The organism is Microcoleus sp. T2B6, assembly GCF_036700475.1.
GTDB lineage: Bacteria > Cyanobacteriota > Cyanobacteriia > Cyanobacteriales > Microcoleaceae > Microcoleus.
Map to the genome: position 1 here is coordinate 3,928 of NZ_JAUBOZ010000040.1, position 25,614 is coordinate 29,541.

General features: G+C 44.2%; 16 protein-coding genes. 6 read left to right on the plus strand and 10 right to left on the minus strand.

The window, feature by feature from the left end:
* Positions 1–283: 283 nt before the first annotated feature.
* From QUA00_RS18310 to QUA00_RS18330, 5 genes are all read right to left on the minus strand, one after another.
* Complete coding sequence (locus tag QUA00_RS18310) at positions 284–637, minus strand: slr1659 superfamily regulator (protein ID WP_333146062.1); 354 nt, start codon at positions 635–637, stop codon at positions 284–286.
* 66 nt (positions 638–703) lie between these two features.
* Complete coding sequence (locus QUA00_RS18315) at positions 704–1,312, minus strand: DUF6272 family protein (protein WP_333104315.1); 609 nt, start codon at positions 1,310–1,312, stop codon at positions 704–706.
* 31 nt (positions 1,313–1,343) lie between these two features.
* A complete protein-coding gene (locus QUA00_RS18320) occupies positions 1,344–2,579 on the minus strand; it encodes an adenylate/guanylate cyclase domain-containing protein (protein WP_333146060.1) in 1,236 nt (411 codons plus the stop codon).
* Between the two features lie 360 nt (positions 2,580–2,939).
* Positions 2,940–3,974 (minus strand): RRXRR domain-containing protein, encoded by a 1,035-nt coding sequence (locus QUA00_RS18325; protein WP_333410648.1) that lies wholly within the window; start codon positions 3,972–3,974, stop codon positions 2,940–2,942.
* Positions 3,975–4,174: 200 nt separating this feature from the next.
* Positions 4,175–6,334 (minus strand): SpoIIE family protein phosphatase, encoded by a 2,160-nt coding sequence (locus QUA00_RS18330; protein ID WP_333410650.1) that lies wholly within the window; start codon positions 6,332–6,334, stop codon positions 4,175–4,177.
* A 176-nt stretch (positions 6,335–6,510) separates the two neighbouring features.
* On the opposite strand from QUA00_RS18330, the gene QUA00_RS18335 reads away from it, so the two are divergent.
* Both QUA00_RS18335 and QUA00_RS18340 read left to right on the plus strand, forming a co-directional pair.
* Positions 6,511–6,870 (plus strand): VOC family protein, encoded by a 360-nt coding sequence (locus QUA00_RS18335; protein ID WP_333410652.1) that lies wholly within the window; start codon positions 6,511–6,513, stop codon positions 6,868–6,870.
* A 3-nt stretch (positions 6,871–6,873) separates the two neighbouring features.
* A complete protein-coding gene (locus tag QUA00_RS18340; protein WP_333410654.1) occupies positions 6,874–8,154 on the plus strand; it encodes a recombinase family protein in 1,281 nt (426 codons plus the stop codon).
* A gap of 158 nt (positions 8,155–8,312) precedes the next feature.
* Here QUA00_RS18340 and QUA00_RS18345 read toward each other — a convergent pair whose 3' ends face one another.
* The 3 genes from QUA00_RS18345 to QUA00_RS18355 form a co-directional block, all read right to left on the minus strand.
* A complete protein-coding gene (locus QUA00_RS18345) occupies positions 8,313–9,452 on the minus strand; it encodes an adenylate/guanylate cyclase domain-containing protein (protein WP_333410681.1) in 1,140 nt (379 codons plus the stop codon).
* A gap of 170 nt (positions 9,453–9,622) precedes the next feature.
* On the minus strand, positions 9,623–13,327 hold the full coding sequence (locus QUA00_RS18350; RefSeq protein WP_333410656.1) for a GAF domain-containing protein: 3,705 nt from the start codon (positions 13,325–13,327) through the stop codon (positions 9,623–9,625).
* Between the two features lie 91 nt (positions 13,328–13,418).
* Positions 13,419–14,969 (minus strand): ATP-binding protein, encoded by a 1,551-nt coding sequence (locus QUA00_RS18355; protein WP_333289010.1) that lies wholly within the window; start codon positions 14,967–14,969, stop codon positions 13,419–13,421.
* A gap of 670 nt (positions 14,970–15,639) precedes the next feature.
* Between QUA00_RS18355 and QUA00_RS18360 the strand changes: the two genes are divergently transcribed.
* Positions 15,640–16,962, plus strand: a complete 1,323-nt coding sequence (locus tag QUA00_RS18360; protein WP_333410658.1) for an AAA-like domain-containing protein — start codon at positions 15,640–15,642, stop codon at positions 16,960–16,962.
* On the opposite strand, the gene QUA00_RS18365 is transcribed toward QUA00_RS18360, so the two are convergent.
* Positions 16,963–17,589 carry a Uma2 family endonuclease gene (locus QUA00_RS18365; protein WP_333309320.1) on the minus strand — a complete coding sequence of 209 codons (627 nt, stop codon included), beginning with the start codon at positions 17,587–17,589 and terminating at the stop codon, positions 16,963–16,965.
* Positions 17,590–17,821: 232 nt separating this feature from the next.
* Here QUA00_RS18365 and QUA00_RS18370 point away from each other — a divergent pair, with 232 nt between their 5' ends.
* Together QUA00_RS18370 and QUA00_RS18375 are read left to right on the plus strand one after the other, a co-directional pair.
* Entirely contained in the window at positions 17,822–21,553 is a 3,732-nt protein-coding gene (locus tag QUA00_RS18370) for a WD40 domain-containing protein (RefSeq protein WP_333410660.1), read from the plus strand.
* Between the two features lie 35 nt (positions 21,554–21,588).
* Positions 21,589–21,762 carry a hypothetical protein gene (locus QUA00_RS18375; RefSeq protein WP_333146037.1) on the plus strand — a complete coding sequence of 58 codons (174 nt, stop codon included), beginning with the start codon at positions 21,589–21,591 and terminating at the stop codon, positions 21,760–21,762.
* 836 nt (positions 21,763–22,598) lie between these two features.
* Here the strand turns inward: QUA00_RS18375 and QUA00_RS18380 are convergent.
* On the minus strand, positions 22,599–22,931 hold the full coding sequence (locus QUA00_RS18380) for a DUF4870 domain-containing protein (RefSeq protein WP_333146328.1): 333 nt from the start codon (positions 22,929–22,931) through the stop codon (positions 22,599–22,601).
* 529 nt (positions 22,932–23,460) lie between these two features.
* Between QUA00_RS18380 and prfC the strand changes: the two genes are divergently transcribed.
* Complete coding sequence (gene prfC / locus QUA00_RS18385; RefSeq protein WP_333146331.1) at positions 23,461–25,089, plus strand: peptide chain release factor 3; 1,629 nt, start codon at positions 23,461–23,463, stop codon at positions 25,087–25,089.
* Positions 25,090–25,614 lie beyond the last annotated feature (525 nt).

The following is a 25,614-nucleotide window of genomic DNA, read 5'->3' on the forward strand; positions in this document are numbered from 1 at the left end:
GCCTGTGTTAACTGTGTGTGGCACGGGCGTCCCGCCTGTGTTAACTGTGGCACGGGCGTCCCGCCTGTGTTAACTGTGGCACGGGCGTCCCGCCTGTGTTAACTGTGTGTGGCACGGGCGTCTCGCCTGTGTTAAATGTGGCACGGGCGTCCCGCCTGTGTTAACTGTGTGTGGCATAGGTGTCCCGCCTGTGTTAACTGTGTGTGGCACGGGCGTCCCGCCTGTGTTAACTGTGGCACGGGCGTCCCGCCTGTGTTAACTGTAGTTAAAATTTACACATATCCTACGCTAATTCGAGCTTCAAAGTTGGCAACAGCTTTTCTAAATTTCTGAGAGATTTCTGTTGCCAAGGAATATCATTTGAACCCAATACCAAAAGTTGAATCGTTTTCTTTTTTCGGACGCTAATGACAAATTTAGACAGCATACTGATACCAGAACTGTTAACAAATTCCAATTGTTTTAGGTTCAAGGTAATAGTAGGCGGTTCGCCATTGGCTACCTCATCTAACAACTCGGCTATTGGTGCATATTCGGGAGGGCCGCTCAGGCTGAGTTCCCCTTGGAAAGTGAGTGTGACTGATGCTGGTTCGTATTGAATGCTGTAATCTTCACCTTTAATTTCTTGAATGCCCATTGTGATTTGGTTTCCTGACTAAAATATTGCGATCGCACAAGAGAGTAAATATTGAAATGCTAGAAACTAGACCCTAATTTGAACCACAGTCGTAACACTGATGGTATCACTATCTGGCCTGGGCTCGAATTTCCAACCTATCTTAGCTGAATAGTCATTAATCATCGTCAGCAATCCCAATCCCGATGTATCACTTTCCGATTCCGCATTCTTTTCAAGCTGCTGCAAATAAAGTTCATTTGGATCGGAAGCCATAATTTCTTCAATAAACTCCTTCAACTTCTTCGCCCCTTCTGAAGTGACACTATTACTGGCAAAAATTACCGCCGTCACCTCTGTTTCACCAATAAAATGTATGCCAAATCTGACCTTGTAATGAGTATCATCGTTATTAAATTTTATCGCATTTTCTAACAGTTCGTTGGCTACGTAACTCACAGCTCCCTTGCTTTGTTTGATCCGTTTCTCGCTGCTAGCATCCTCCTCATCCACCGGTAGAAAGCTAGACAAATAATCTGCTACAAAATGAGCTGAAAGCCTGTTGTTGCGCCAGCGCTGTTTGATCGGGCGAGAACTGGGAGTAAATGTAAGTTCTAGGGAGTCGTGTTCAGGAGGAAATTCTTCAATGAATTCTCCAAAGATTTGTGTCATTGTTCTTAAGCTGCCAGATGTCATGATTTTTCTCGCTCCAATTGATGTATTAAGGTCACTTCTTGGTGAATTTCCACACGCCATTCCAGTTAGCAGGAATACTTTTTTGTAACAGCGATTGGATGCGTTTTAGGTAAAGTTGACTGGGCTTGTCATCTGGATTTAGGGCTACTATCTGTTCAAAACAAACTATGGCCTTAGCAAAATTTCCCTGACAATATTCTTGGAGTCCCTCCTCAAATATAGGCAAAGTTTGAATTTTGAGCGATCGCACTGGTTCTACTTCAACATCTAACACCTCACAAACTGTAATGGCTTCTTGTCTACCTTTAACAATAGCCCGATCCAAAAAACGGATATGATACTTTTCGGGTTGACTCAAACGTTGTACCACATCTCCAGAAATTAATAAAGATACGCCATAATACTTAGTCAAACCTTCCAGACGAGCGGTGAGATTGACATGATCTGAGAGCGCATCTGCTTGCATCCGATTCGCATCTCCAATAATCCCAACCATCGTATCACCCACATGGATACCAATGCCAATATTCAGCGGTATATCCCCATTTATTTTACGGCTTTGATTGTATTTTTGCAACTGCTCCAACTTCACAATTCCTGCCTGAATAGCATCATCAACGCCATCGGGAAAAACTGCCATGACTCCATCTCCAATATACTTGACAATAAAACCGTTGTGCTTACGAATTTCCGGACTAATTTGCTGTAAATAATTATTGATGAAGTCAAAGTTTTCTTGAGGAGTCATTTGCTCCGCCATCGTGGTGAACGAACGCATATCGGAAAACATAATTGCCATCTCTTTGCTCACGTGATCTCCAAGCTGGAAATCAACCATGCTTTGCTTGCCGAGAAATTGGAGAAATTCATCGGGAACGAAACGTCCGTAAGCCTGCAAAAGATTCTCTAATTCTTGTTCCCGCGCTTTCACCGTTTGCACCATATGGGAAAATACCTGTGCCAGTTCTCCCAGTGCATCACTGCGCGCTGCCACATCTGACAATATCTGGGGTTGAAAGCTATTGTTTTTTACAGCAATAGCTGCATCTATAACCTTTTTTACCTGCTCGATGTAAGTCTGCATCTCTCGGTTTTTATGATGGATCTGGTTTTCCAGATCCGTGGAGTGTTCCGTGATAATTTCTACTAAGGTTTCATAGCTATTTTTTTCATCCTCTACTTCCTCAAGTTTTTCGCTCAACTCCCGTAGCTGGGTATGGAGTTCTTCTGGACATTTAGATGATGCTAAATTTATTTGTGGTTTCATAATTTATACTTCCGAATCTGGAAGCGCAAAATTGTTTGACTCGCTCGCTGTAAAATATTAGAAGTTACAGGCGCGGAACTCGAAATCCGGTTTCTGCTTCGATGCTTGACCACTAAATCCAAGACCCCTCGTCCTAGGAACCGCGTTGACGACCGTCAATCGATTTTAGATTTTAGATTTTAGATTTTAGAGGCGACCCCACGGATAAATTCGGGGGGCAAGTTTCATGGGATACAGGTTTTTTATTTCTGGGTCCTGAGTCTGCGAAGGAATGAATCCGGGGGCTTGTATCCTGGATGCTTTCGGTCACTCATCAGAAAAATGGGTAGAAACCCCGTCCTTCTAGGACGGCTTTACAATTTAATTTGCAATGCGCCACGAGTTGTAGGACAAAAACTTACAATCTGCGGGCGATGCGTTTTGAGTTAGACGCTTGCCTGTTTTTAAATCGTGCAAGCTAATTGTTTTCCGGTACGGGTCTTTCTTCGTTGGAGATTCTTGCCAACCGCCAACGTAACAAAATCCGTATTTAGGGTGCTTGACGACTGAACCGCGCTTAAACCCCACACTCAAAGTGCCGCCATAACGGGGGCGAATATGACCTGTGGAATGCTGCAAGCGATGGAGTTGTCTGCGATGAAACTCAAGAGAGATTACTTCTATTAGCTTGGTATTGTCGGGTTGAGTATGCCCGCCCACGTACCAATTAGCCAATACCCAAGAATCAACGCAGTGAGCCTCAAACTTGTTTGATAGCTTCTGTTTTGATTTTTTAAGTCCAAGTTCTTGACGCAGGTTGTAAGTATCATTGCCCGATTTAATCTCAAGATGGGCAATCTTTCTAAGCTCAGAGTAAAACCAGTGCTTGCCAACCTCTAAAGGACTAAACGATACGTTCCACTTACGTCCGTTTTTCCACGTTCGCGCTTTGATGTCCTCCACAACAAATGTTGATATCGGAAACATCAACGTTAGCCAGTTAACTATCCTTAACTTCCACTGCCATCTCGCCTTAGTAGATGGAGGGAGCCGATTTTTGTTAACCAACCTGTTAGCTCGGTTTTGACGGCACGGTGTCTTCCGAAACCGCCGAGCACGTCGCATATTTCGCCTTACTTCAACATGGTCTTTTACCCAATCAATTGCATGGGTCTGGATGTTTAAGTAGGTATGCGATTTGGATTTAATGGTAAATCCTTCGCGTTTGCTACCTGGATCGATGCCAACCGCTATGGGTTGATAGTTGTGGCTTGAAGGTTCTATATTCAATCGCACACAAAATACCCCCTTTTTCCAGAATGGTGTTGCCTTACCTGACTTAATCCAGCGCTTAGCGCGGCTTGAGGTAGTCGGCATTAACGGTCTATTTTCACTGTTTACAACGGGTACAAACATTTACGGTAAGTCCTATCTATAGGTATATATTTCCCTTCGCCACTGGCACATCCGAGCGGTTAAAAACTAGGGAGGCATTCTTAACGTCCGGTGGGATACCACTCCCAGATGGCTCAGTTTGTCTTAAAGACGCAGGCTAGACACTGTTTTAGTCTTGAATTAAGAAGACGGTGAATCTTCCTCTTTCAAGCCCCATGCCTTTAGGCTGGGGTTAGTGACAAATTATGCACAATATTTCCCTGTTGCTTCAATACTAGCAAAGTAATGTCATCAAAAACTTTTTGTTCTCCAATAAAGTCTCGCAAATCAGCGATGGTGGCTTCCTTGATTTGTTCGGCGCTCAAATGCCAGTTTTGAGAAACCACCTCACAGAGTCTTTCAATACCGTAGAATTTTTTGTGCATATTTCTAGCTTCGGGGATGCCGTCAGTATAAAGCACCACCCCGTCCCCCGGCTCTAAGTCTACTAAAACATGGCTGATCCAATCGGAAATATCATCATGTAAGCCGAGGGGAAATCCTAAATTTATGGTGTCTATCCGCTGGATTTTACCGCCTTTCCTGACGACAAGAGTTTCCTCATGTTGACCGCTGATACTAATTGTGCGATCCGCATAGTTGAGCAAAGCTAGTGTCATATTTTTGTCCGAGTTCATGCGCTGGACATTTTTATAAATAGTGCGGTTGAGGGTATCTAAAAAACGCACCGGGTTGGATTCTTGCATTTCCTGAAGAGTGCGGACAGCAGCTTGAGTCATCACCATCAAAATGCCGCTTTCTAATCCGTGTCCGGTGACATCACCAATGCAAATCGTGACAACTCCGTTAGTACAAAGTACGTCGTAGTAATCACCACCTACTTCCGATGCTGGCTCCATAAATCCGGCAATATCTAAATCTTCAATGGCTGCAAGTTCAGCAGGTTTTGGCAGAATCAACTGCTGCATTTGTTTGAGCATATCGAGCTCGGAGCTCATGCGGAGGTTTTCCGCTTTCAGGCGCTGGTTGAGAGCAGCAATTTGTTTAGTGGCTGTAGCGAGTTCAGAGGTACGTTCTTTGACTTTATCTTCTAGGGTTTCAAAGGATTCTTGCTGTTGTCTCGCCATGCTATTAAAGGAATTTCTTAAGGTTTCAATTTCCAAAATCAGACTGGAATCAACGTTCTGGTTGAGAGTACCACCTGCTAGATATTCTGAAGCTTGAGCAATTTGGTTCAGGGGGCGAGTAATCCAGCTAGCAGTGAAAATACCCACTCCAACAGAGACAATGAGAGCCACAATACACAGCAAAATAGTCTGCCGAGTGTGAGCATAAATTTGCGGCATAAAGTCCGCTTCAGGAACTACTACTACACTCAGCCAATTGAGGCCGTACTTGTCAGTTAGCGGAGAAACTTGGATAAATTGCCGCGCACCGTTCAGCTTAAAGTCAAGTTGAACAGTTTGATGGATGTCTTCCAAACGCTTGAAGCGATCGAGCAGATAAATCACACTTTGACGCATCAGTCGGTTGCTGCTTTCCTGTGCTTTGAGCCGTTTTGTATCTTTGCCTGTTCCCACCGAAAGAGGCTGTTCTTTAACCGAACTGGCTATTAACTCACCCTGGGGTTCAATGATAAATACTTGACCGGAATTACCCACTCGTAAGGTTTGCAGGAAGTGGCGAATTTGATCGAGTCCCATCTGGCAAGTCAGCACGCCAATTAGTTTCCCTTCGGCATCGTAATAGGGTAGACTCGCATTAATTTGTAGCGTACCGTAGCCAAAATTAATATAAACTTTACTCCAAGCTGCCTGTTTTTTCTCAACAGCTACTCTGTAAAAAGGGCGCGTGCGAACGTCATAATTGGGCGTGTTTTTTTCGATTGTTGTGGGGTTTCCATTATCGTCAAGGTTGTAATATATCAAGTCGCCGCCCCCCGGAATCAGTTGCTGGGCAAGCTGAGGTTTTTCAAGTCCAACTAGCCGATTTACCCAACCCACACGCAGGTACTGACCTTTTTCGTTGGCAATTCCCGCGTGACCGATCGACTTAAATTGCAGAACTTGTTTCCAAAAATATGGTCTAGCTTGCTCCAAATCGTCAAAGTTCAGCACCCCCAAAGGTACAGCATCCTGATTGATCTGATTCACCAGTGGCGGAGCTTCCAGATAGGTTTGAACACGTTCGTAAACTCTCGCACTCACTTCCTGGCGCAACTGACTAACAATATCGTTGACTATCTGCTCTCCGTTTCTGTAAGAGAGATAGCCAACGCAGCCAACAGCCGCCAAAATTTGGAGAACAAAGGGAACTACCAAGACATTGCGGAGACGGAATTTGCCCGCTCTGGAGACGATCGCACTTTTTTGAGAAACCATTGTTAAAAACACTCCCAGCGGGCAGTTTTTTGTTACCAGACTTGATAATGGATATATTAATAGCGACAGACAATGTTATCATATCAAAAACTCAACCAACCTCAAAAAAATCTGCGTTCATCAGCGCTCCTCAGCCTGCATCAGCGGTTAAAATAAAACCATAAATCCCAACAAAAATGCAAATTACTCAATCCCTCCACAGCGCCATCCTCATCTCTAACCTGGAACAATCCCAACACTTTTACAGCACCGTACTAAAACTGCAAAAAATCGATCGAGACTTAAAATTTCCCGGAATCTGGTATCAAATCGGCAGCTTCCAGCTCCACCTAATTTTAGGTGCAACAATTATCCCAGATGCCGTAGACAAGGGTAAATGGGGACGCAACCGACATCTAGCATTTTCTGTTGCTAACTTAGAGGCAGCCAAACAGCAGTTAATCGCTCACAATTGCCCTTTCCAAATGAGCGCGTCAGGTCGATCGGCATTATTTACCCAAGATCCCGACGGCAACATCATCGAACTCAGCGAGTAACAGATGAAAATCATCGCCTATTCTTACACCGAACCGCTACTCGAAGCAGCACCCGCACCGGAAAATTGGGGCCAAGAAGTCGATCGCACCTATCAAGACTTAGGAGGGCGGCAGCAACTTCAGCAACTCCTCAAAGACTGCCAAACAGAACCAGTCAAATACTTATTAATTCAGCGGTTTGAAGAACTAGGCGACACATTGCAGCAAGTGTGTTCGCACCTCGCCCAACTCGAAAACCTCGGCGTCGAAATCATCGTACAAGCAGAAACAGAACCACGAAACCGCCAAAACTTGCTGCAAATCCTCGCAGAAATCCAGCGCAGCCAACACAGCCGGAGTATTCGCAAAGGACACGCGCGCAACCGCATCAAATCACGGATTCCACCGGGTAAGGCTCCTTACGGCTACCGGCGCGGCAAAGATTGTTATACGATCGATAAAACCACCGCCCCCACCGTCAAAGACTTTTTTGAACACTTTTTAATTTACGGTTCCTTGCGAGGTTCCGTGCGGTATTTAGCGAAGAAATACAACAAAAAAATTTCTGTAAGTACCGGCCGCCGCTGGCTGACAAATCCCGCCTACCGAGGCGATTTGGAATATCAAAACGGCCAAGTAATTTCTAACACCCACGTCCCGATTATTTCCAGAGAAGAAGCCGCCCAAATAGACAGGTTGCTGCGCCGGAACCGCTGCCTTTCTCCTCGCAGCGCTAGCGCCCCACGTTCCCTCGCAGGTTTAGCAATTTGTGCAGAATGCAAATCGCCCATGACAGTTGCCAAAGTCACCTCCTACCGCAAAGAAAAAGAATACCTTTATTTGCGACCGATTAACTGTCCACAACAGCCTAAATGTAGCGGCCTTTCCTACGATGAAGTATTGCAATTAACCATCGCCGGTATTTGTCGGGATTTACCCGATGCTGTTGCTGGGTTGCAAATGCCGAATATGAGTGGAATCAAAGCAGGAATTGTCAGGGCGATCGCATCGAAACAAGAAATCATAGAGCAACTTTGGGCCCTGATTGAAAGCGGCATTTTAGACACGGAAACGGCAGAGTTTAGAGCATACAAAATCCGCACCGAAATTGCCGAACTGCAAAGCAAATTAGCGCAACTACCCCCAGTAAATTTGCGAGAAATTGCCCAAACAGTTTCCCTGCAGCAATTTTGGCTCGATTTATCAGAATCAGAACGCAGGTTTTACTTTCGAGAATTTATCGATCGCATTGAAATCGTCCGGGAAAATACAAATTGGAATCTGCAAATTATTTTCATCTTTTGATGAGTTCGGCTATAAATTAGCAATTAGCTTTAACCTGAGATGTTGCACCCTTCTCAAGAACGGGCAAGATGCCCGTTCCACAAAGAGTAGATTTTCTTGTGGAACAGGCATCTTGCCTGTTCCTAAAAGGCTAATTAAGAATGGTGCAAGATGTGAGTTTAACTAACTTTTTTAGCTTTTAGCCAATAGGCGATCATCTCTCCTTTACCTTTAACCGCGATCGCACCTCTTTCTTCAAATAAATACCGATTTTTTAACACTTCGTAAATAGCCGTAGTAACTTGAATATATCCCGGTAATCCTTGACATTCCATCCGAGAAGCAACATTAACAGTATCTCCCCACAAGTCATAGATAAATTTTTTAGTGCCAATTACGCCAGCAACTACGGGCCCTGTATGAATGCCAATCCGAATTTGAAATGGTTCGCCTCTGTCAGTTTGAAAATCAGCGATCGCTTCCTGCATATCCAAGGCCATATTCGCGATCGCTTCTACATGATCTGCCCTCGGCACCGGCAACCCCCCCGCTACCATATAAGCATCTCCAATTGTTTTAATTTTTTCCAAACCGTGTGTTTCAGTTAGTTGGTCAAACCTTGAAAAAATCTGGTTCAGTACATTTACCAATTCTAGAGGTAACATTCTAGCAGCAATAGACGTAAAATCGACAATATCGGCAAAAAGAACTGTTGCTGAATCAAACCTCTGGGCAGGAGAACCCTGGCCCTTTTTCAAACTTTCAACAATCGCTGCTGGTAAAATATTCAGCAATAAATGATCCGACTTTGTTTGAGCAAGCCGTAAAGCTACCTCCACCCCCTGCCGCTCTTTAATTTCGTTTTGCAAACGTTCGACAAGTTCTTGGTATTGCTTCGTTTGCTCTTGAAGTAACTGTTGTTGACTTTGAATTGTTAACTGATTGGCCACTCGTGCCAATACTTCTTTACCTTGAAAAGGTTTAGTAATATAGTCAACTGCTCCCACCTCAAAAGCTTTCACCTTATCTAAAACGTCATCTAAGGCGCTTAAGAAAATCACGGGAATCGAACTGGTTTGTGGTGAAGCTTTCAACTTTGCACATACCTCATATCCATTCATTTCGGGCATCATCACGTCCAGCAGAATTAGAGTCGGCGGAAACTCCAGCACTGTAGCGATCGCCCTTTGCCCGTTCAGCGCTTTACGAACCTGATACCCTTGTGTCGTCAAAATTGTTGATAAAAGCCGCACGTTATCTGGCTTATCATCAACTACTAAAATGTTGGCTTGAATTGTAGGATATTGATGGCTGTCCATGCACTCGCTCACGGTAGTTTGTTAAGAGAAAAGATATTAACAATTAAGAATTTTACATCAAAAAAAACGCCAGAGTATAAATTCCAATTGGCTCTCCTAAAAAGTGATGGAAAGGAGACGCTATTGGGGCTGAAGGTTAGGTCTTTTTAAAATAAATTAGCCTCCTAAGTTTAGATTAGTTGAAAACTGGTATCTTCACAGCGTTGAACTGCTGACTGCGCTATATCTATAATATCGTCAAAGAGGAAATCTTCCACTAAAGTAGTTAAATATTCTGCGGATAAAGCAAAGTCGCTAGGGATTTCCTCAATCAACTTGACAATTTTATCGTCGCAACATTCATGAGCAGCATGAGATATCTTTTCTACCCACTCAAGAGGCATTTGAGCGAGTTGTGACTCGACAGATTGATTGCTAGTCCCTCCGCTAATTTCGCTTTCATTTTCTAGTGGGGCATCAACAGATTCCTCGTAAATGTAACGCACTCCTAAAAGTTCTTCCATTTTCGCAAATAATATCTTTGCCTCGAAGGGTTTACGCATGAAATCATCGCAGCCTGCTCCTAAAATAGTTTGTCGTTCCTCTTCAAAAGCGCTAGCAGTAAGAGCAACTATTACAGTTTGTTTTCCGAGAGGATGAGCTTTAATTTTTCTGGTGGCTTCATAGCCATCCATGACAGGCATCTGCATATCCATCCAGATCAGGTGTGGTTGCCAATCCTGCCATACAGCAATAGCTTCTTCACCATCTCTAGCCGATCGCACGATGAGGCCTAGTGGTGACAATAATCTCTCTATGACTAGGCAGTTATCGGCGCGATCGTCAACAACCAAAATCCGGTATTCTGGTTGATTTGGTGCTAAACTAATGACCTTTTTATGCGGTTGAAGGATTTTAATCTCGGTGGGAGTGGCAAGGCTGATTTGAATATCAAATGCAAACTTACTTCCCAAATCAGGTGTACTGCTGACAGTAATATCTCCTCCCATCATTTGTACAAATTTGCGGCTAATTGGTAAACCTAACCCAGTCCCCTGTTGAGATTTTTGACCGGTTTTTGTTTGCTCAAATGGTTCAAATAACTTATTCATCTCTTCAGGGGCAATGCCAAGGCCAGTATCTTCAATTTCAAACTGAAGGCGTAACAATTCCGGGCGAAGCTCATTCGCGTCTACACAATTACAGTCTGCCAAGCTTATGGACTGATTAAAACCAGTGCACCATCCGGGTTTTTTTTGTATAGCTGCGGTTTCAACCACTAAGTTTTCGGAATGTTCAGAACCCGCGTCGGCAAGTTTTGTTTGTGTGTCGGACAACTCTGCGGTTTCAGCCCCCAAACTTTCTTCTACCTTCTTTTTCACTCGCAAAGTAATGCTACCCCTCTCTGTAAACTTGATCGCATTTCCTACAAGATTAATCAAAATTTGCCGCAATTTACCTTCGTCTCCACTAACAAAGTCCGGTACGCCGTCACCCACTTCCAAATTTAGCTGCAATTTCTTAGATTTAGCTTTTAATCGAAACATTTCTTCTAAGGTTTTTAGCAAGCGCATTAAATTAAAACTGCTTTCATTAAGCTGACTTCGGCCCGCTTCAATTTTGGACATTTCCAAAATGTCATTAATTAGCGAAAGCAAGTGTTCGCCGGCGCGATTAATAATTTCTAGGTGCTGCTGGTGTTGATTGTTTAAAGATGAATCGCGCACCATCACCTGACTAAATCCGAGAATGGCATTTAGGGGAGTCCGCAATTCGTGGCTCATAGAAGAAAGGAATTCGCTCTTGGCGCGGTTAGCTGTATCAGCAGCTACGACAGCTTTTTGTAATGCTGTTTCTGCTAATTTACGTTCGGCAATTTCTGTTTTGGCTTGTTCAAAAAGGGTGCATTGCTGAATTGCAATTGCTAGCTGCACGGAAATTTGCTTGAGAGATTCTATCTCAGAAGAGTTCCAATGCCTGTGACTGCGGCAGTGATGAGCAATGAGTAGCCCCCATAGTTTTTCACCTTGCAAAAGGGGAACCACGAGGTTAGCTTTAACTTCCAACTCGCTCAGTAAATTAACGTGGCACTCTGAAATACCTGCTGTATAAATATTGTCGATCGCGCGAATGTGTCCCTGTGCGTAAGCAGAAATGTAGCCTTCTCGAAAGCAAGGGTCATTAATGTCAATGCCCAAAATCGGCATTGTATCGGCTGCTACCGACTCGACGGCTACCAATCCACTCCAATCAGGGTTAAAGCGGTAAATAATAGTCCTGTCTGTTGACAAAAACTGGCGGACTTCTTCCACAGCCATTGTCAGCACTTCTTCTAGGTTAAGAGAGGAACGAATTCGCTCTTGAATAGCATTCACGAGCCGCTCCCTTTTTACTTGTTGCTGCAAGGCTCTTTCCGCCTGTTTGCGAGCAGTAATATCTACTCCATAACCAACGCACTCCACAGGTATGCCAGCAGCATCTTTGACTAACTTAACCTCATCGTATATCCAGCGATAACTACCGTCTTTGTGCCGTTCGCGGTATTCGTAGGAAATCGATTCTTTTTCCAATATCTGAGCGTATGAAGTAGCAACAAGTTCTCGATCGTCTGGGTGAATGAGGCTATGCCAATCAAGAGAACCATCAATAAATTCTCTGGCTTCGTAACCAATCATTGAAACAATATTATCGCTGACAAATGTTACATCAAAAATTCCCCCTAATTTGCAGCTAAAAATCACCGCCGGAGTAGTCGCTAGCAAATATTGCAAGCGTTCGGTGACAGAACGCAATGTTAACTCGGCTTGCTTGCGATCGCGAGCTTCCATTGCTAAAGCTGTCATCTGTGACAAATAGCTAGCGAAGCTTTGTTCGTCGAGCGTCCACTTCCTCGGCGTGCCCTGACGTTCCAAACAAATTACACCCGCAAATCGTCCTTGATGGGTAATAGGAACATCTAGCATTGATGAGATGTTTAAAGGAATCAAATAAGATTCTCTAAATTCTTGGGTGCGCGGATCGGTTTTGGCATCAACCGCTGCGATCGCCTGTTCTGTCTTCAAAGCTTGGAAATAGCTAGGATAGTCAGCCACTTTCAGTTCTGCACCCTCACTGTGTTGATTTGCCGTCAGTTCGTAAAGATCGGCACAGCAGAGTGCTGATTTATCTTCTTTATAAAACCAAACGCTTCCCCGATCGACATCCAGGGTACGGGTTGCCATTTGCGTAATCTCTCTCAACGCCTCGGCGATATTTCCCTCGTAGATACTAGAATTTTTTGCTAATTCTAGCAAGCCATTTTGTTGTTCTGTTAATCTAGTTTCTCGTTCTCGCAAAGCGGATTCAGCGGCTATTTTATCTTTAATTTCTGCTTCTAAATAACCGTTGATTTTTCTCAACTGTACGGTGCGTTCTTGAACTTTAATTTCTAAGTCATCATAAGCGTGGCGCAAAGCTAATTCAGCCTCTTCACGCACCGCAATCTCAGTCTGCAACTTGCAATTTATTGCCTCTAATTCTTGGGGGGTTTTTAAGGACAAAAACTGGGGCAATAGTGTTACCATCGAGGCGGCGGTGTAGCAGGAAACCAGTGCAGTAATTCCTTTTTCAATCCCCGACAGCCAATAAGCGGAATGCCACAACGTCCAAATGTCTAGCAAGTGACCCGTGCCACACAGAATAATAAATGCACCAAATAAACCAAATATTCCTAAAAAAGGAACATCGCGGCGCTTGAAGATAAAATAAATTAGCATCGCCGGAATTGAATAGTAGGCGATCGCGATTAAAAAGTCCCCAGTTACGTGCAGCCACACTAAAGGCGTTTGCCAAAGATAGCAATGACCGTGAGGCATATACTGAGTTGGGGAAAAGATATTTTTGAGTGCTTCCCACATAATAGTTGTTATTGGCAGATAAGATGGATTTGATGATGCCTAAGTTAGGCAAAAAAATAAAATAAGCCGAAAATTGTAGCTGGATTCAGCATTATTTATTAACGCCTAAACCCCGCTTGTTCATAACAGCTTGCTTGTGCAGATGGTGGCGCTCGCCAAATTGCGAGCGCAAAGGAATTTCAATAATAAACTCCGTACCTCTCCCAACCTCGGAAGTGCAGCGCAAATAACCTTCATGGGCTTGAATAATCTGATAAGAAATCGCCAAACCCAGCCCGGTACCAGCACCGATAGGTTTCGTTGTATAAAATGGATCGTAAATTTTAGCGATCGCATCATAATCTATGCCAGTGCCATTATCCGCAATGTGAATCTGCACCCACTTGCCATCAACTAAAAGGGTGCGGAGGCGAATTTTTAGCAGTGGGCAATAGGTGTTTTGTAAGTTGTCAGATAAATTATTTTCCCAATAGCCGTTGGTCGAATATCCCTCCTGTACAATCTGTTCTAAAGCATCAATAGCATTTGAACAAATATTCATAAATACTTGGTTAAGCTGCCCAGCGTAGCATTGCAATGCTGGCACATCTCCATACTCTTTAATCACTTGGATAGGTGGACGGTTTGGTTGTTCTTTCAAGCGGTGCTGCAAAATCATTAAAGTGCTATCGAGCCCTTCATGGATATTTACTTTTTTCATTTCGGCTTCGTCTAACCGGGAGAAAGTTCGTAAAGACTTAACAATTTCCCTAATTCGCTCTGCGCCAATTTGGATCGAACGAAAAAGTTTTTGCAGGTCTTCTAAAATAAAACCTAAATCAATTCTGTTAATCTTGTCTACAATTTCCGGTGCAGGAGTGGGGTAATAAACTTGATAAGCCTTAATCAATTCCAAAATATCTTTAATGTATTCCTCAGCCGGAATCAGATTGCCATAAATGAAGTTAACAGGGTTATTTATTTCGTGGGCAACCCCAGCTACCATTTGCCCCAAAGACGACATTTTTTCAGTTTGCACGAGTTGAGCTTGAGCGCCTTTAAGTTGTTGCAGAGCGTTCTCTAAATGCTGAGTTTGTTCTAGCAGTTTAGCTTCCGAGTGCCGCAATGAATTTTCCGCCAAAGAGCGATCGCGATTTTCCTGTTGCAAACGTTCATTAGCAACTTCTAAAGCGATCGTCCTCTCAATAACCCGTTTTTCCAATTCTAGCATTAATTCCGAGAGTGCTTCTTGAGCTTGTTTGCGATCGCCAATCTCCTTTTGTAAAGCCCTATTTGCCACCGCCAATTGAGCGGGACTGGGAATCGCCAAGATTTTTGGGATTAGTTCCACCAGCACTGCTGCTGTACATAGCGAAATCAGCGCAGTAATCCCTTTAAGAAAACCAGAGAACCAATAATTAGGATGCCACAGCGTCCATATTTCCATAATATGGGTAATCCCGCAGCAGATAATAAAAGAGCCAAACAGCATGAAAACCCAGTCAAAAGGCACGTCTTGCCGCTTTTTGACAATATAAATCAGCGTGAGCGGTATCAAAAAATAAGCGACGGCTATCAAACCATCGGACAAAACGTGTAGCCCCACCAATCCAGGCTTCCACAAGTAGCAATGGCCGTGAGGAATAAAATAATTTGGAAACATTTTATGAACCATTTGCCTCAAACAACTCGGTTATTTGCTAATATTTTTTAGAGGTGGTTACAGGAGTATTAAAAAAAATGCTAGCCCCCCAATAATAATTAGAGTTTGGGACTTAACACTTGTGAGCAGTAAATGCAGCGAGCTGAAACTACTGTTAATTAACTTAACATCAATCGACTAAGCTTTAGCAAAGTCAACTGTCACATTTTTAATTCTGCCTTCACTATCAACTGTGACACCGACATGACATTTTGGCCAACGATCAAGAAAAACTGAGCACAGATTCCTTTCCAGTAGGAGCGCCAGCGCCCATTGAAATTAGGTTATAGCACTCAGCGATCGGTCAGGCAACGGGGAAATCACCAGATTTAACGGATGTCACGAATTTAACTTAACGAAGAGAACCATTCTCAAAAACCTGTAGAGATGGGTTCACTCTTGTACCCTTGAAGAGTGCAGACAGGTTAAATACACCCGCCCCCACCGCGCGAGGGAATTCTTGATTATTGATAGTGATACTCTTCGGGAGAGATTTAACCGATGTGACCAATTACCCCATGAAAAATGTCGCGACAGGAGCGTGTGGCAATCCAATAGGCGATCGCTCTCAGCTTTACAGTCAATTATAAGTGATAATATCAACGATACACTGACGGGATAATTGCAAATTATGACGATAGATGAGGTACTACAGCTAACTCGTGTCCGATTACAAAAAGATTTATATCCCGTACAAGAAATCATACTCCGCCAAGTTTGGGAAGGAAAGACTTATACAAGTATCGCATCTGCCTCTCATTACGGAGAGCATTACCTGAGAAACATCGCCTCATCCTTGTGGCAATCTCTCTCTCAAATCTTGCAGACATCTATTAGTAAATCAAATTTTCGCTCTTGTGTAGAATCACGTTCCCTGACCACAGAGGAACGAGAATTAATTGAAGCATTCACCCGCAGCCAATGCCTAGCCACACCTTTAGAATTTCCCGGATCTCCCGTGCCCCTCGGTTCGCCATTTTATATCCATCACCCGCTAATTGAAGAACTCGCCTATCGAGAGATTGCCAAACCAGGAAGTGTGCTGCGGATTAAAGCTCCCAGGAAGATGGGAAAAAGTTCCCTTCTGCTACGCATTTTAGAGCGCGCGACTTCTCTTGACTATCGAACTGTAAGTTTAGATTTTCAGCAAGCCGAGGAAGCTGTCTTAGCCAATATCGATAAATTTTTACGCTGGTTTTGTGCCAACATCAGCCGTCACCTAGAATTACCACCTCTATTAGATGATTATTGGGATGAAGACATGGGTAGCAAAGTAAGCTGCACTATCTATTTGCAACAATATATATTAGCACAAATAAGTACCCCTCTTGTGTTAGCTTTAAATGAAGTAAATAGAATTTTTGAGTATCCCAAAATTGCCAGAGAATTTTTGCCGCTGCTGCGAAGCTGGCATGAAGAAGCAAAGCGGATTGAAACTTTGGGAAAACTGCGGTTAATCGTTCTTCACTCCACAGAAATTTATATTCCTTTAAAGCTCACTGAATCGCCTTTTAATGTCGGTTTACCGCTGCAATTGCCCTATTTTACAGAAGAGCAGATACTTGCTTTAGCGCAGCGTCACGGACTGGATTGGACAGAGGGTTCCGATGCCGAGCGACTGATGGCAATGGTGGGGGGACATCCTTATCTGGTGCGGCTCGCTCTTTACCACCTCTGTCAAAACAGTGTAAGGCTAGATCAGCTACTACAAGAAGCTCCGACAATCGCGGGAATTTATAAAGATTACTTGCGGAGTTTTTGGGCAACATTGCAAGAGTATCCCGAACTTGCGCTTGCACTTAAACAAGTGGTAAAATCGGAACACGGAGTGGAATTAGATCCGATAGTAGCTTCTAAATTATTTAGTATGGGCCTGATTCATATCGATAACAACCGCTGTACGCTAAGCTGCGAGTTGTACCGCCTATATTTTGGTTCGCACAACTTTAGTTAGTTATTGCCCCACCTGAAAAATCTGTTTTGCCGTTAAGTTTAAATCTGGGAATGCAAGCGATCGCACCACATCATCACCTCTAAACTGATTAACTACATACTCACCATCAACTAACTGATAAACGGAAATAGTTGGTTGCTTGGGGTTGCCAATATATCTTCTTCCCCCCAACCCCAAATAATCGACAATCCAGTATTCAGGAATTGCCAATTTTTCATATTCTGCTAACTTTATTAAGTAGTCATCTTGCCAATTTGTACTCACGATTTCGATGACTAAACGGATAGTTTCACCTCTGGTAATAGTCGAGCGCTTTTTCCACATCGGTTCCGTTTCGATTTGTTGCCAATCTAACACCATCACATCTGGGCTGTAGCCAGACTTATCAGAATCAATAGCCTTAATAATTCCTTGGCGGGGAATGAAATAGGGCAAAGCCAAACGTTTAATTTCTACTCCCACTTCAAGGGCTAGGAAACCCCCCACCTGTTCGTGTGTTCCAGTTGCTTGCATTTCAATAACGGCTCCATCATGTAGTTCAAAGCGACCTTGACCCTCTGGATACCAGTCCAGAAACTCGTCTAGGGTCATTTGTTTAGACTGTGCTGGTTGTTCTTGAATGAGCATATTGATTCTCCTTGTTTGCTGTTAATTTAAATGTCAATATAAATTGACAACATTAGGCTATATTGTATAATAACTTCTAGTTGTTACTTTGTCAATTTATTATAAGAACAACTCCTTGGGAAACCTAAATTTTACCGAGGGATTATAATTCAGTAGAGATGGTGACAAAAATAACGCTCACACTGCCTCTTGTTATAGTCAACTTTCACCTTTAAACCAACTCATAAACGGCATGACCAAGGTTACATACCAAATCGGTGGCAGTCTCGCTAACGATGCGCCTACTTATGTGGTAAGAGAAGCAGATTCCGAACTCTATGAAGCCTTAAAAGCAGGCGAATTTTGTTATGTGCTCAATTCGCGGCAAATGGGAAAATCTTCCCTATTAGTCCGCAGCCTGCACCGATTGCAAGCAGAAAATTTCCTATGTAGCACGATCGATATGACCCGCATCGGCAGTGAAAATATCACTCCTTTACAGTGGTATAAAGGGATGATTGGTGAACTGTGGCGCGGCTTCAATCTTTTAGGGCAAGTTAACCTAAAAACCTGGTGGCGTGATGAAGAAGATGTATCATTTCTGCAAAGATTGAGTCATTTTATTGAAGATATTTTGTTAGCCAAGTTTCCTGAACAAAAAATTATTATATTTATTGATGAAATTGACAGTGTTCTCAGTCTAGAGTTCCCTGTCGATGATTTTTTTGCCCTAATTCGCTTTTGCTATAATCAACGCTCAATTAATCCAGAATATAATCGCATTACTTTTGCAATATTTGGAGTAGCAACCCCTAGCGATTTAATTGTTGATAAAAAACGAACGCCTTTTAATATTGGTCGCGCCATAAACTTACGAGGTTTTGAACTCGAAGAAGCCCAGCCATTGGCGGCTGGATTGGCAAGTGTAGTCAATAATTCTCAAGCTATTCTCACACAGATATTGGCTTGGACTTCTGGGCAGCCATTTCTTACGCAAAAACTGTGCTATTTAGCCTACATAGCAACTCAAACTACACCGCAAAAAGTAGTAACAATTCCCGCCGGAACAGAAGAGTTTTGGGTAGCTCGTTTAGTGCGACAAAATATCATCAATAAATGGGAATCTCAGGATGAGCCGGAACATTTAAAAACCATAAAGGAGCGGATTATTCGCAACGAACAACGCGCGGGCAGATTACTCGGCATCTACCAGCAAATTTTACAATCTAACCCCCTCTTAACCAGCGGTTCTGTTTCATTGTGGGACTTTGAAGAGGACTATAGGGGCAGTACCCCCGTGCCTGACCCAAATCTTTATCGGGCAACTACAGGAGAATTGCCCCTACAAGGAAATGAAAGATTTTTACCTTTGAGCAAAAGAGCGGGAGGGGTATCAACTGATGACTCACCAGAACAAATTGAACTATTATTATCGGGATTAGTTGTCAAAAAAAATGGTTATTTGCAGGTGAGAAACAGGATTTATGCTGAAGTTTTTAACCTCGAATGGGTAGAGAAGCAATTAGGGCAACTGCGCCCCTACTCCCAAACCTTCGATGCTTGGGTTGCTTCACAACAAACAGATTTTTCCCGACTTTTGCGGGGACAAGCCTTAAAAGATGGTCAAATCTGGGCACAGGAAAAAAGCTTGAGTAACCTTGACTATCAGTTCTTAGCTGCTAGTGCCGAACTAGATAGGCGAGAAGTTCAACAAGCTTTAGAAGCAGAACGCACCAAAGAAGTGGAAGCGCGGCTGGCAGAGGAACAAATGCGATTAATTCAAGAAAAAAAAGCAGCGAAACGACAGAGGCGCTTACTATTTTCTGTTAGTATTGCACTGCTGATTGCCGGTGCTTTAGGAGTAACAAGTTATTTTCAGTATCGCCGAGCCGTTATTAGTGAGCGCGAAGCTCGGATGAGTGAAATTGAAGCGCTGGTTTCTTCCTCGGAGGGGCTGTTTGCCTCTAATCGCCGATTGGATGCACTAATAGCAGCAATTAAAGCTAAGCGCCGACTACAAAGTTTAGGCAAGACGGATAAAAATATTGAACATCGAGTGATCAATGTATTGCGTCAAGCGGTTTATGAAGGGGATGAATACAACCGTTTATCGGGACATAAAGCGGCTGCTATTGGAATTGATATTAGTCGGGACAGTAAGTTTATTGCTTCAACAAGTGTGGATAAAACTATTAAACTGTGGCGGCGGGACGGAACGGAAATAGCAACACTCAAAGGTCATCAGGCGATCGTTCGGTCTGTCAAATTTAGCCCGGACGGTCAGTTTATTGCTTCTGGAAGTGATGATGGAACTGTAAAACTTTGGAAACTCGATAGGGCAGGCACGGGGGCACTGCCCCTACGAACTTTTCAGGGTCATACTGCTGGTATCTGGACAGTGGCGTTTAGTCCCGACGGTCAAACAATTGCCTCTGCCAGCATGGACAAAACGGTGAAACTCTGGAATAAAGACGGGGCAGGCACGGGGGCACTGCCCCTACGAACTTTCCGGGGTCATACTGCTGGGGTATCCTCAGTGGCTTTCAGTCCAGACGGTCAGACTATTGTTACGGCAAGTGGCGATAAAACGGTGAAACTCTGGAACAAAGACGGGGCAGGCACGGGGGCACTGCCCCTACGAACTTTCCGGGGTCATACTTCTGTGGTATCTGCAGCGGCGTTTAGTCCAGACGGTCAGATTGTGGCTTCAGCAAGTGGAGACAAAACGGTGAAACTCTGGACAGTTAATGGGCCAGGCACGGGGGCGCTGCCCCTACGAACGCTTGAAGGTCATTCTGCTGTAGTATCGGGAGTTGTTTTCAGTCCAGATGGTCAGACTCTTGCTTCTGCAAGTCGGGATCAAACTGTAAAACTCTGGAATCTTGACGGAACAGAACGGACGACATTTAGAGGTCACACTGCCTCGATTTGGGGGATAGCTTGGAGCCCGGATGGCAGTTTTATTGCTTCGGCGGGTGCAGAAAACACGGTGCGGCTGTGGCGTCAAAATCCATTGCGGACGATGATTACTGCACATAAAGCCGGGATTTGGGCGATCGCACTGAGTTCGGATAGTTCTACAATTGCTACAGGCAGCGAGGATGGCACGACTAAGCTTTGGAGTCGGCAAGGCAAATTGCTGGCGACTTTCGATCTCGAAAAGGCTGCGATTTATGCTGTTGCCATGAGTGGCGATGGCAAGTTAATTGCTTCTGGCAGAATTGATAATAAGGTGACTATCTGGGCTCGAAACGGAAAAGCGATCGCAACTTTGGTAGGTCATAACACTACGGTTTTTGCATTGGCTTTCAGTCCTGACGGTCAAATTCTTGCTTCTGGAAGTCAAGATAATACTATCAAGCTTTGGCGGCCCGATGGTACTTTATTGCGTACTATTATGACAGGACATCATGCTCCTATTTGGCAGGTGTTATTTAGCCCTGACGGTCAGCTAATTGCCTCGGCAGGGGGGGATGGTACTGTGAAGCTGTGGAAGCTTGATGGTACTTTGGTGAGAACTTTTAAAGCTCATACTGCTGCTGTGTGGAGGGTGGCATTTAGCCCTGACGGTAAATTTCTGGCTTCTGGCAGCGGGGACAATACGATTAAGCTTTGGACTGTGGATGGTAAGTTACTGAGAACTCTGGAAGGTCATCTCGCCGCGGTATGGGGGGTGGCGTTTAGCCCGGATGGTAATATTATTGCTTCTGGTAGTGTAGACAATACGCTGAAGTTTTGGAAGCTTGACGGTACGGAATTAACGACGATCCGAGGTAACTCTGCGGCGATTCGGGGGGTAGCGTATAGTGGGGATGGATCGTTTGTGGCTTCTGTCGGTGAGGATAATACGCTGATTTTGTGGAATGTGGAGCGAGTTTTGAAAGTGGATTTGTTGGCTGATGGTTGCGATCGCGTGCGCGATTATTTGCGAACAAATGCCGATGTGAAGGAGGAGGATAGACATTTGTGCGATCGCCTTCAGTAAATTAGAATGAAGACCACCTAAAGCAGGTAATACTAATGTTCACAAGCGAGCTCAACGCGCTACTTGACCAACAAGGGATCCAACGCCAAGATCCTGAATGCCACTACATTACCGATCGCGTTAACTGGGAGCAATATGAAGCCTTGCTCACTACAAATGGCGATACTTCGGCATATCGAGTCACGTATTTAGGATCGCGAATTAAATAACTTACAATTTTAATTGTTATGGTGGGATGGGCGTCCCGCCCGTCCAAAAAGGGCGGGCGGGACGCCCATCCCCTACTCCCCACAAACTTGTGTAAGTTATTTAATTCTCATTCCTTAGATCAATACTCCGGACAGTTTTTGAGACCGAGGCTGAAACCCTCATTCTACCGTTAGCATTTGACCTCACTGAGAAGGTTGAAACCCGCATTCTGCCGTTAGTGATTGAAAACTGTCCGGACTATTGTTAGATGGAGCCTTAGACATTATGTCACCCTCCCGGCGCAGGCTAAACGCATCTTAACTTTAACGCAAAATATGCTACAGTTAAATCCGACTAAATTTCAATGTATTTTGTTGTATTTTAGTGGGAATATCAAGGGCAATAGGTTTTAGTAAAGCTGTAAGTTTCCAACAAAAACAAACAGATTCCTGGTCTTCAATGAATATTTGAAATGCCAGTTTTTTAGAACATTTTGCCAGTTTGAAGGGCCCAAGAATAGAAAGAAGTAAAGCACACTTACTCAAAGATATTATCGCGATGGCGATTATAGCGATCCAGACGCGGTGCAGACGGATTGCTGGCAAGAGAAGCCTATGGTAACGCCAAATATGAATGGTTAAAAAGCTTTCGATAATTCAATACGCTTGGGCCCGTGGAAAATTATAGCGAAAATGTTGGGCGGAGTAAAACGGAGGGTTCGTTCACTCGTGCCCAACCTACGCACGATCTGTTTTTTTAGCACTAACCCAAGCGTCTTGAGTTATAAAATAATTAAAAACCCGGTTTTTTCAAAAAATCGGGTTTTTGAAATAGATAGTGAAGCGCGATTCGTTGTCTAAACTATTCGGAAAATAAAAGGGTAGCGGTAAGGTTGGTTAGGATCTTGCAAAATGTGGAGAATAGCCATTATTGTCAGTCCCCAGTGTAGTACGAAACCGATTAAGCCAGCCAAACCCAATGTCAAAAAAGATAGCGGCACCAGAATCAGAGCGTACAGCCATACATTAAAGTGAAAATTGATGGCTTCTGTGGCGTTTTCTTTGACAACGGGGTCATCTGATACTAACAATACAGCGATCGGCGCTCCGATCGAGAACAGTAACGTGCTGAAAAAAATCGCCCCGTGGCACACCAGTGATAGCAGCTTTCGCTTGTCGGAGTCGTACATATTATTTTTGTTCCTTGACTTTAGTGATAATTTTACCTTTAATAGCAACTGTAGCACAGGCTATAATGGCGATCGGGTGATGATTCCCCTACCTAATTTGTGGTCAGTAACCCAGCCCTAAAGGGACTGAGCTTGTAAGAGTAATCAAGCAAGCTGTACTGACCAGCCTAAGTCTTAATTGACTACGTTATTTGAGTCACGACACCAGGCGAATGCGACGCCAGTTCCCTGCTCTGTCGCTTGCAATTAAACAGTTTTAAGGTCACTGAAACAGTGTTGCAAGCCTAACAAGCTCTTATAACCTTGGCGAGGCGAACATTACCCCGAAAGGGAGGCTCGAAAGAGCAAACATTATGCGTGAGCGGGTTGCGAGGTTTGAGGTGGTAATTGTCCCACTGAAAGTACATTACAAAAGTACACCGAATTAAGCAATCCCCCTGTAATGGAAAGATTCACGGCGGTTGAAACCGCCGAGCCGTTTCCCTCTCAGCCCTAAAGGGACTGAGTTCCCACTTACGGATTTTTTTTGATGACAACAGAACTCGAAACTGAACTGCTAACTGCTGTTGAGCGCCGGCGCAACTTTGCTATTATCTCGCACCCCGACGCGGGAAAAACTACTTTGACAGAAAAGCTGCTGCTGTACGGAGGTGCAATTCACGAAGCAGGTTCTGTGAAAGCGCGGCGGGCTCAGCGACACGCTACGTCTGACTGGATGGCGATGGAACAGCAGCGGGGAATTTCTATTACTTCTACTGTTTTGCAGTTTGAGTATAAAAAATATCACATTAATCTGCTCGATACTCCGGGACACCAAGATTTTAGCGAAGATACTTATCGAACTCTGGCGGCGGCTGACAATGCGGTGATGCTTGAGGATGCTGCTAAGGGTTTGGAACCGCAAACTCGGAAGTTATTTGAAGTTTGTAAGCTGCGAAGTCTGCCTATTTTTACTTTCTTTAATAAGCTCGATCGCCCTAGCAGAGAACCTTTGGATTTGTTGGACGAAATTGAGAAGGAATTGGGGTTGCAGACTTATCCGGTAAATTGGCCCATAGGTACGGGCGATCGTTTTAAAGGTGTTTTCGATCGCAGGGCGCGCAAAATTCACTTATTCGAGCGGGCTAAACACGGTTCTCGTGCTGCTGTTGATACCGTCATCGAATTGGGCGATCCGCGCATTGAAGATTTGTTGGAACAAGACCTTTACTATCAGCTCAAAGAAGAGTTAGAACTGCTGGATGAGTTGGGAACTGAACTCGATTTAGACTTGGTTCGGGCTGGAAAAATGACACCAGTTTTCTTTGGCAGCGCGATGAGCAATTTTGGGGTCGAATTGTTTTTAGATGCGTTTTTAGATTACGCTATGAAGCCGATCGCCCGCAAGAGCAGCGCCGGAGATTTGCCGCCAACTTATGAAGACTTTACCGGGTTTGTGTTTAAATTGCAAGCGAATATGGACCCGCGACACCGCGATCGCGTTGCCTTTATTCGGGTTTGTACGGGCAAGTTTGAAAAGGACATGAACGTGACTCACGCTCGCAGTGGTAAAACGGTGCGTTTGTCAAGACCTCAAAAGTTATTTGCTCAGGATCGCGAGTCGATCGAGGTTGCTTATCCGGGCGATGTGATTGGTTTGAACAATCCGGGGGTATTTGCGATCGGCGATACTATTTACACCGGCCAAAAACTGGAATATGAAGGGATACCCTGTTTTTCTCCTGAACTTTTTGCTTTTTTGAGAAATCCCAATCCTTCTAAGTTTAAGCAGTTCCGCAAAGGCGTTTCTGAGTTGCAGGAAGAAGGCGCAGTGCAAATTATGTACTCGGTTGATGAGTCGAAACGCGAGCCAATTTTGGCGGCTGTCGGACAGTTGCAATTTGAAGTTGTGCAGTTCAGAATGCAGTCGGAATATAATGTGGAAACGACGATCGATATGTTGCCTTACAGTGTAGCTCGTTGGGTTGACGGCGGTTGGGAGGCGCTGGAAAAAGTTGGGCGGCTGTTTAATACGGTGACGGTGAAAGATACTTGGGGAAGGCCGGTTTTGCTGTTTAGGAATGAGTGGAATTGCCGACAAGTGGAAGGGGATCATCCTGTGTTGAAGTTAAATGCGATCGCCCCTGTGGTTTCGGGTTTGGCTGTTAGCGAGGAGTGAGGGGGATAGTTGGTTTGTAGGGAAACGGCATTGCCCATTAGTGTCAACTTAATCTCTTAGTCCGCCAGTCCGCCAGGGAATGAATTCCCTGGCTAATAGTGAAAGTCCTCTAAAGAGGACTAATGAGTTTAAAAGTATTTTTCTCAGTCCTCTTTAGAGGACTTTCGCTTTGAGACAGGGGTTTCAACCCCTGTCGGACTGTCGGACTCTCGAAGTGCGGGTTTAACGTTAAATTGACACCAATGGGCACTGCCGCATCCTCTAAAAAATCGGGATTGTTATTAACAAAAACCGTCATTACCACAGACAAAGGACACAACAGTGTTGTGTCCCTACCAATGATATTTATTGTAAGATTTGTAGGAAAAAGGCACTGCCCTGTACTCAATCCCGCCTGCTTAATCGAGTAAGGTGCGTCAAATCTAAATCCTCAGCCCGGCCCAAAACCTCTCAATCCCGATTGTCAATCCAAAATCCAAAATCTAAAATCCAAAATGGATTGACGGCGGCCCCCATCTGCGGCTA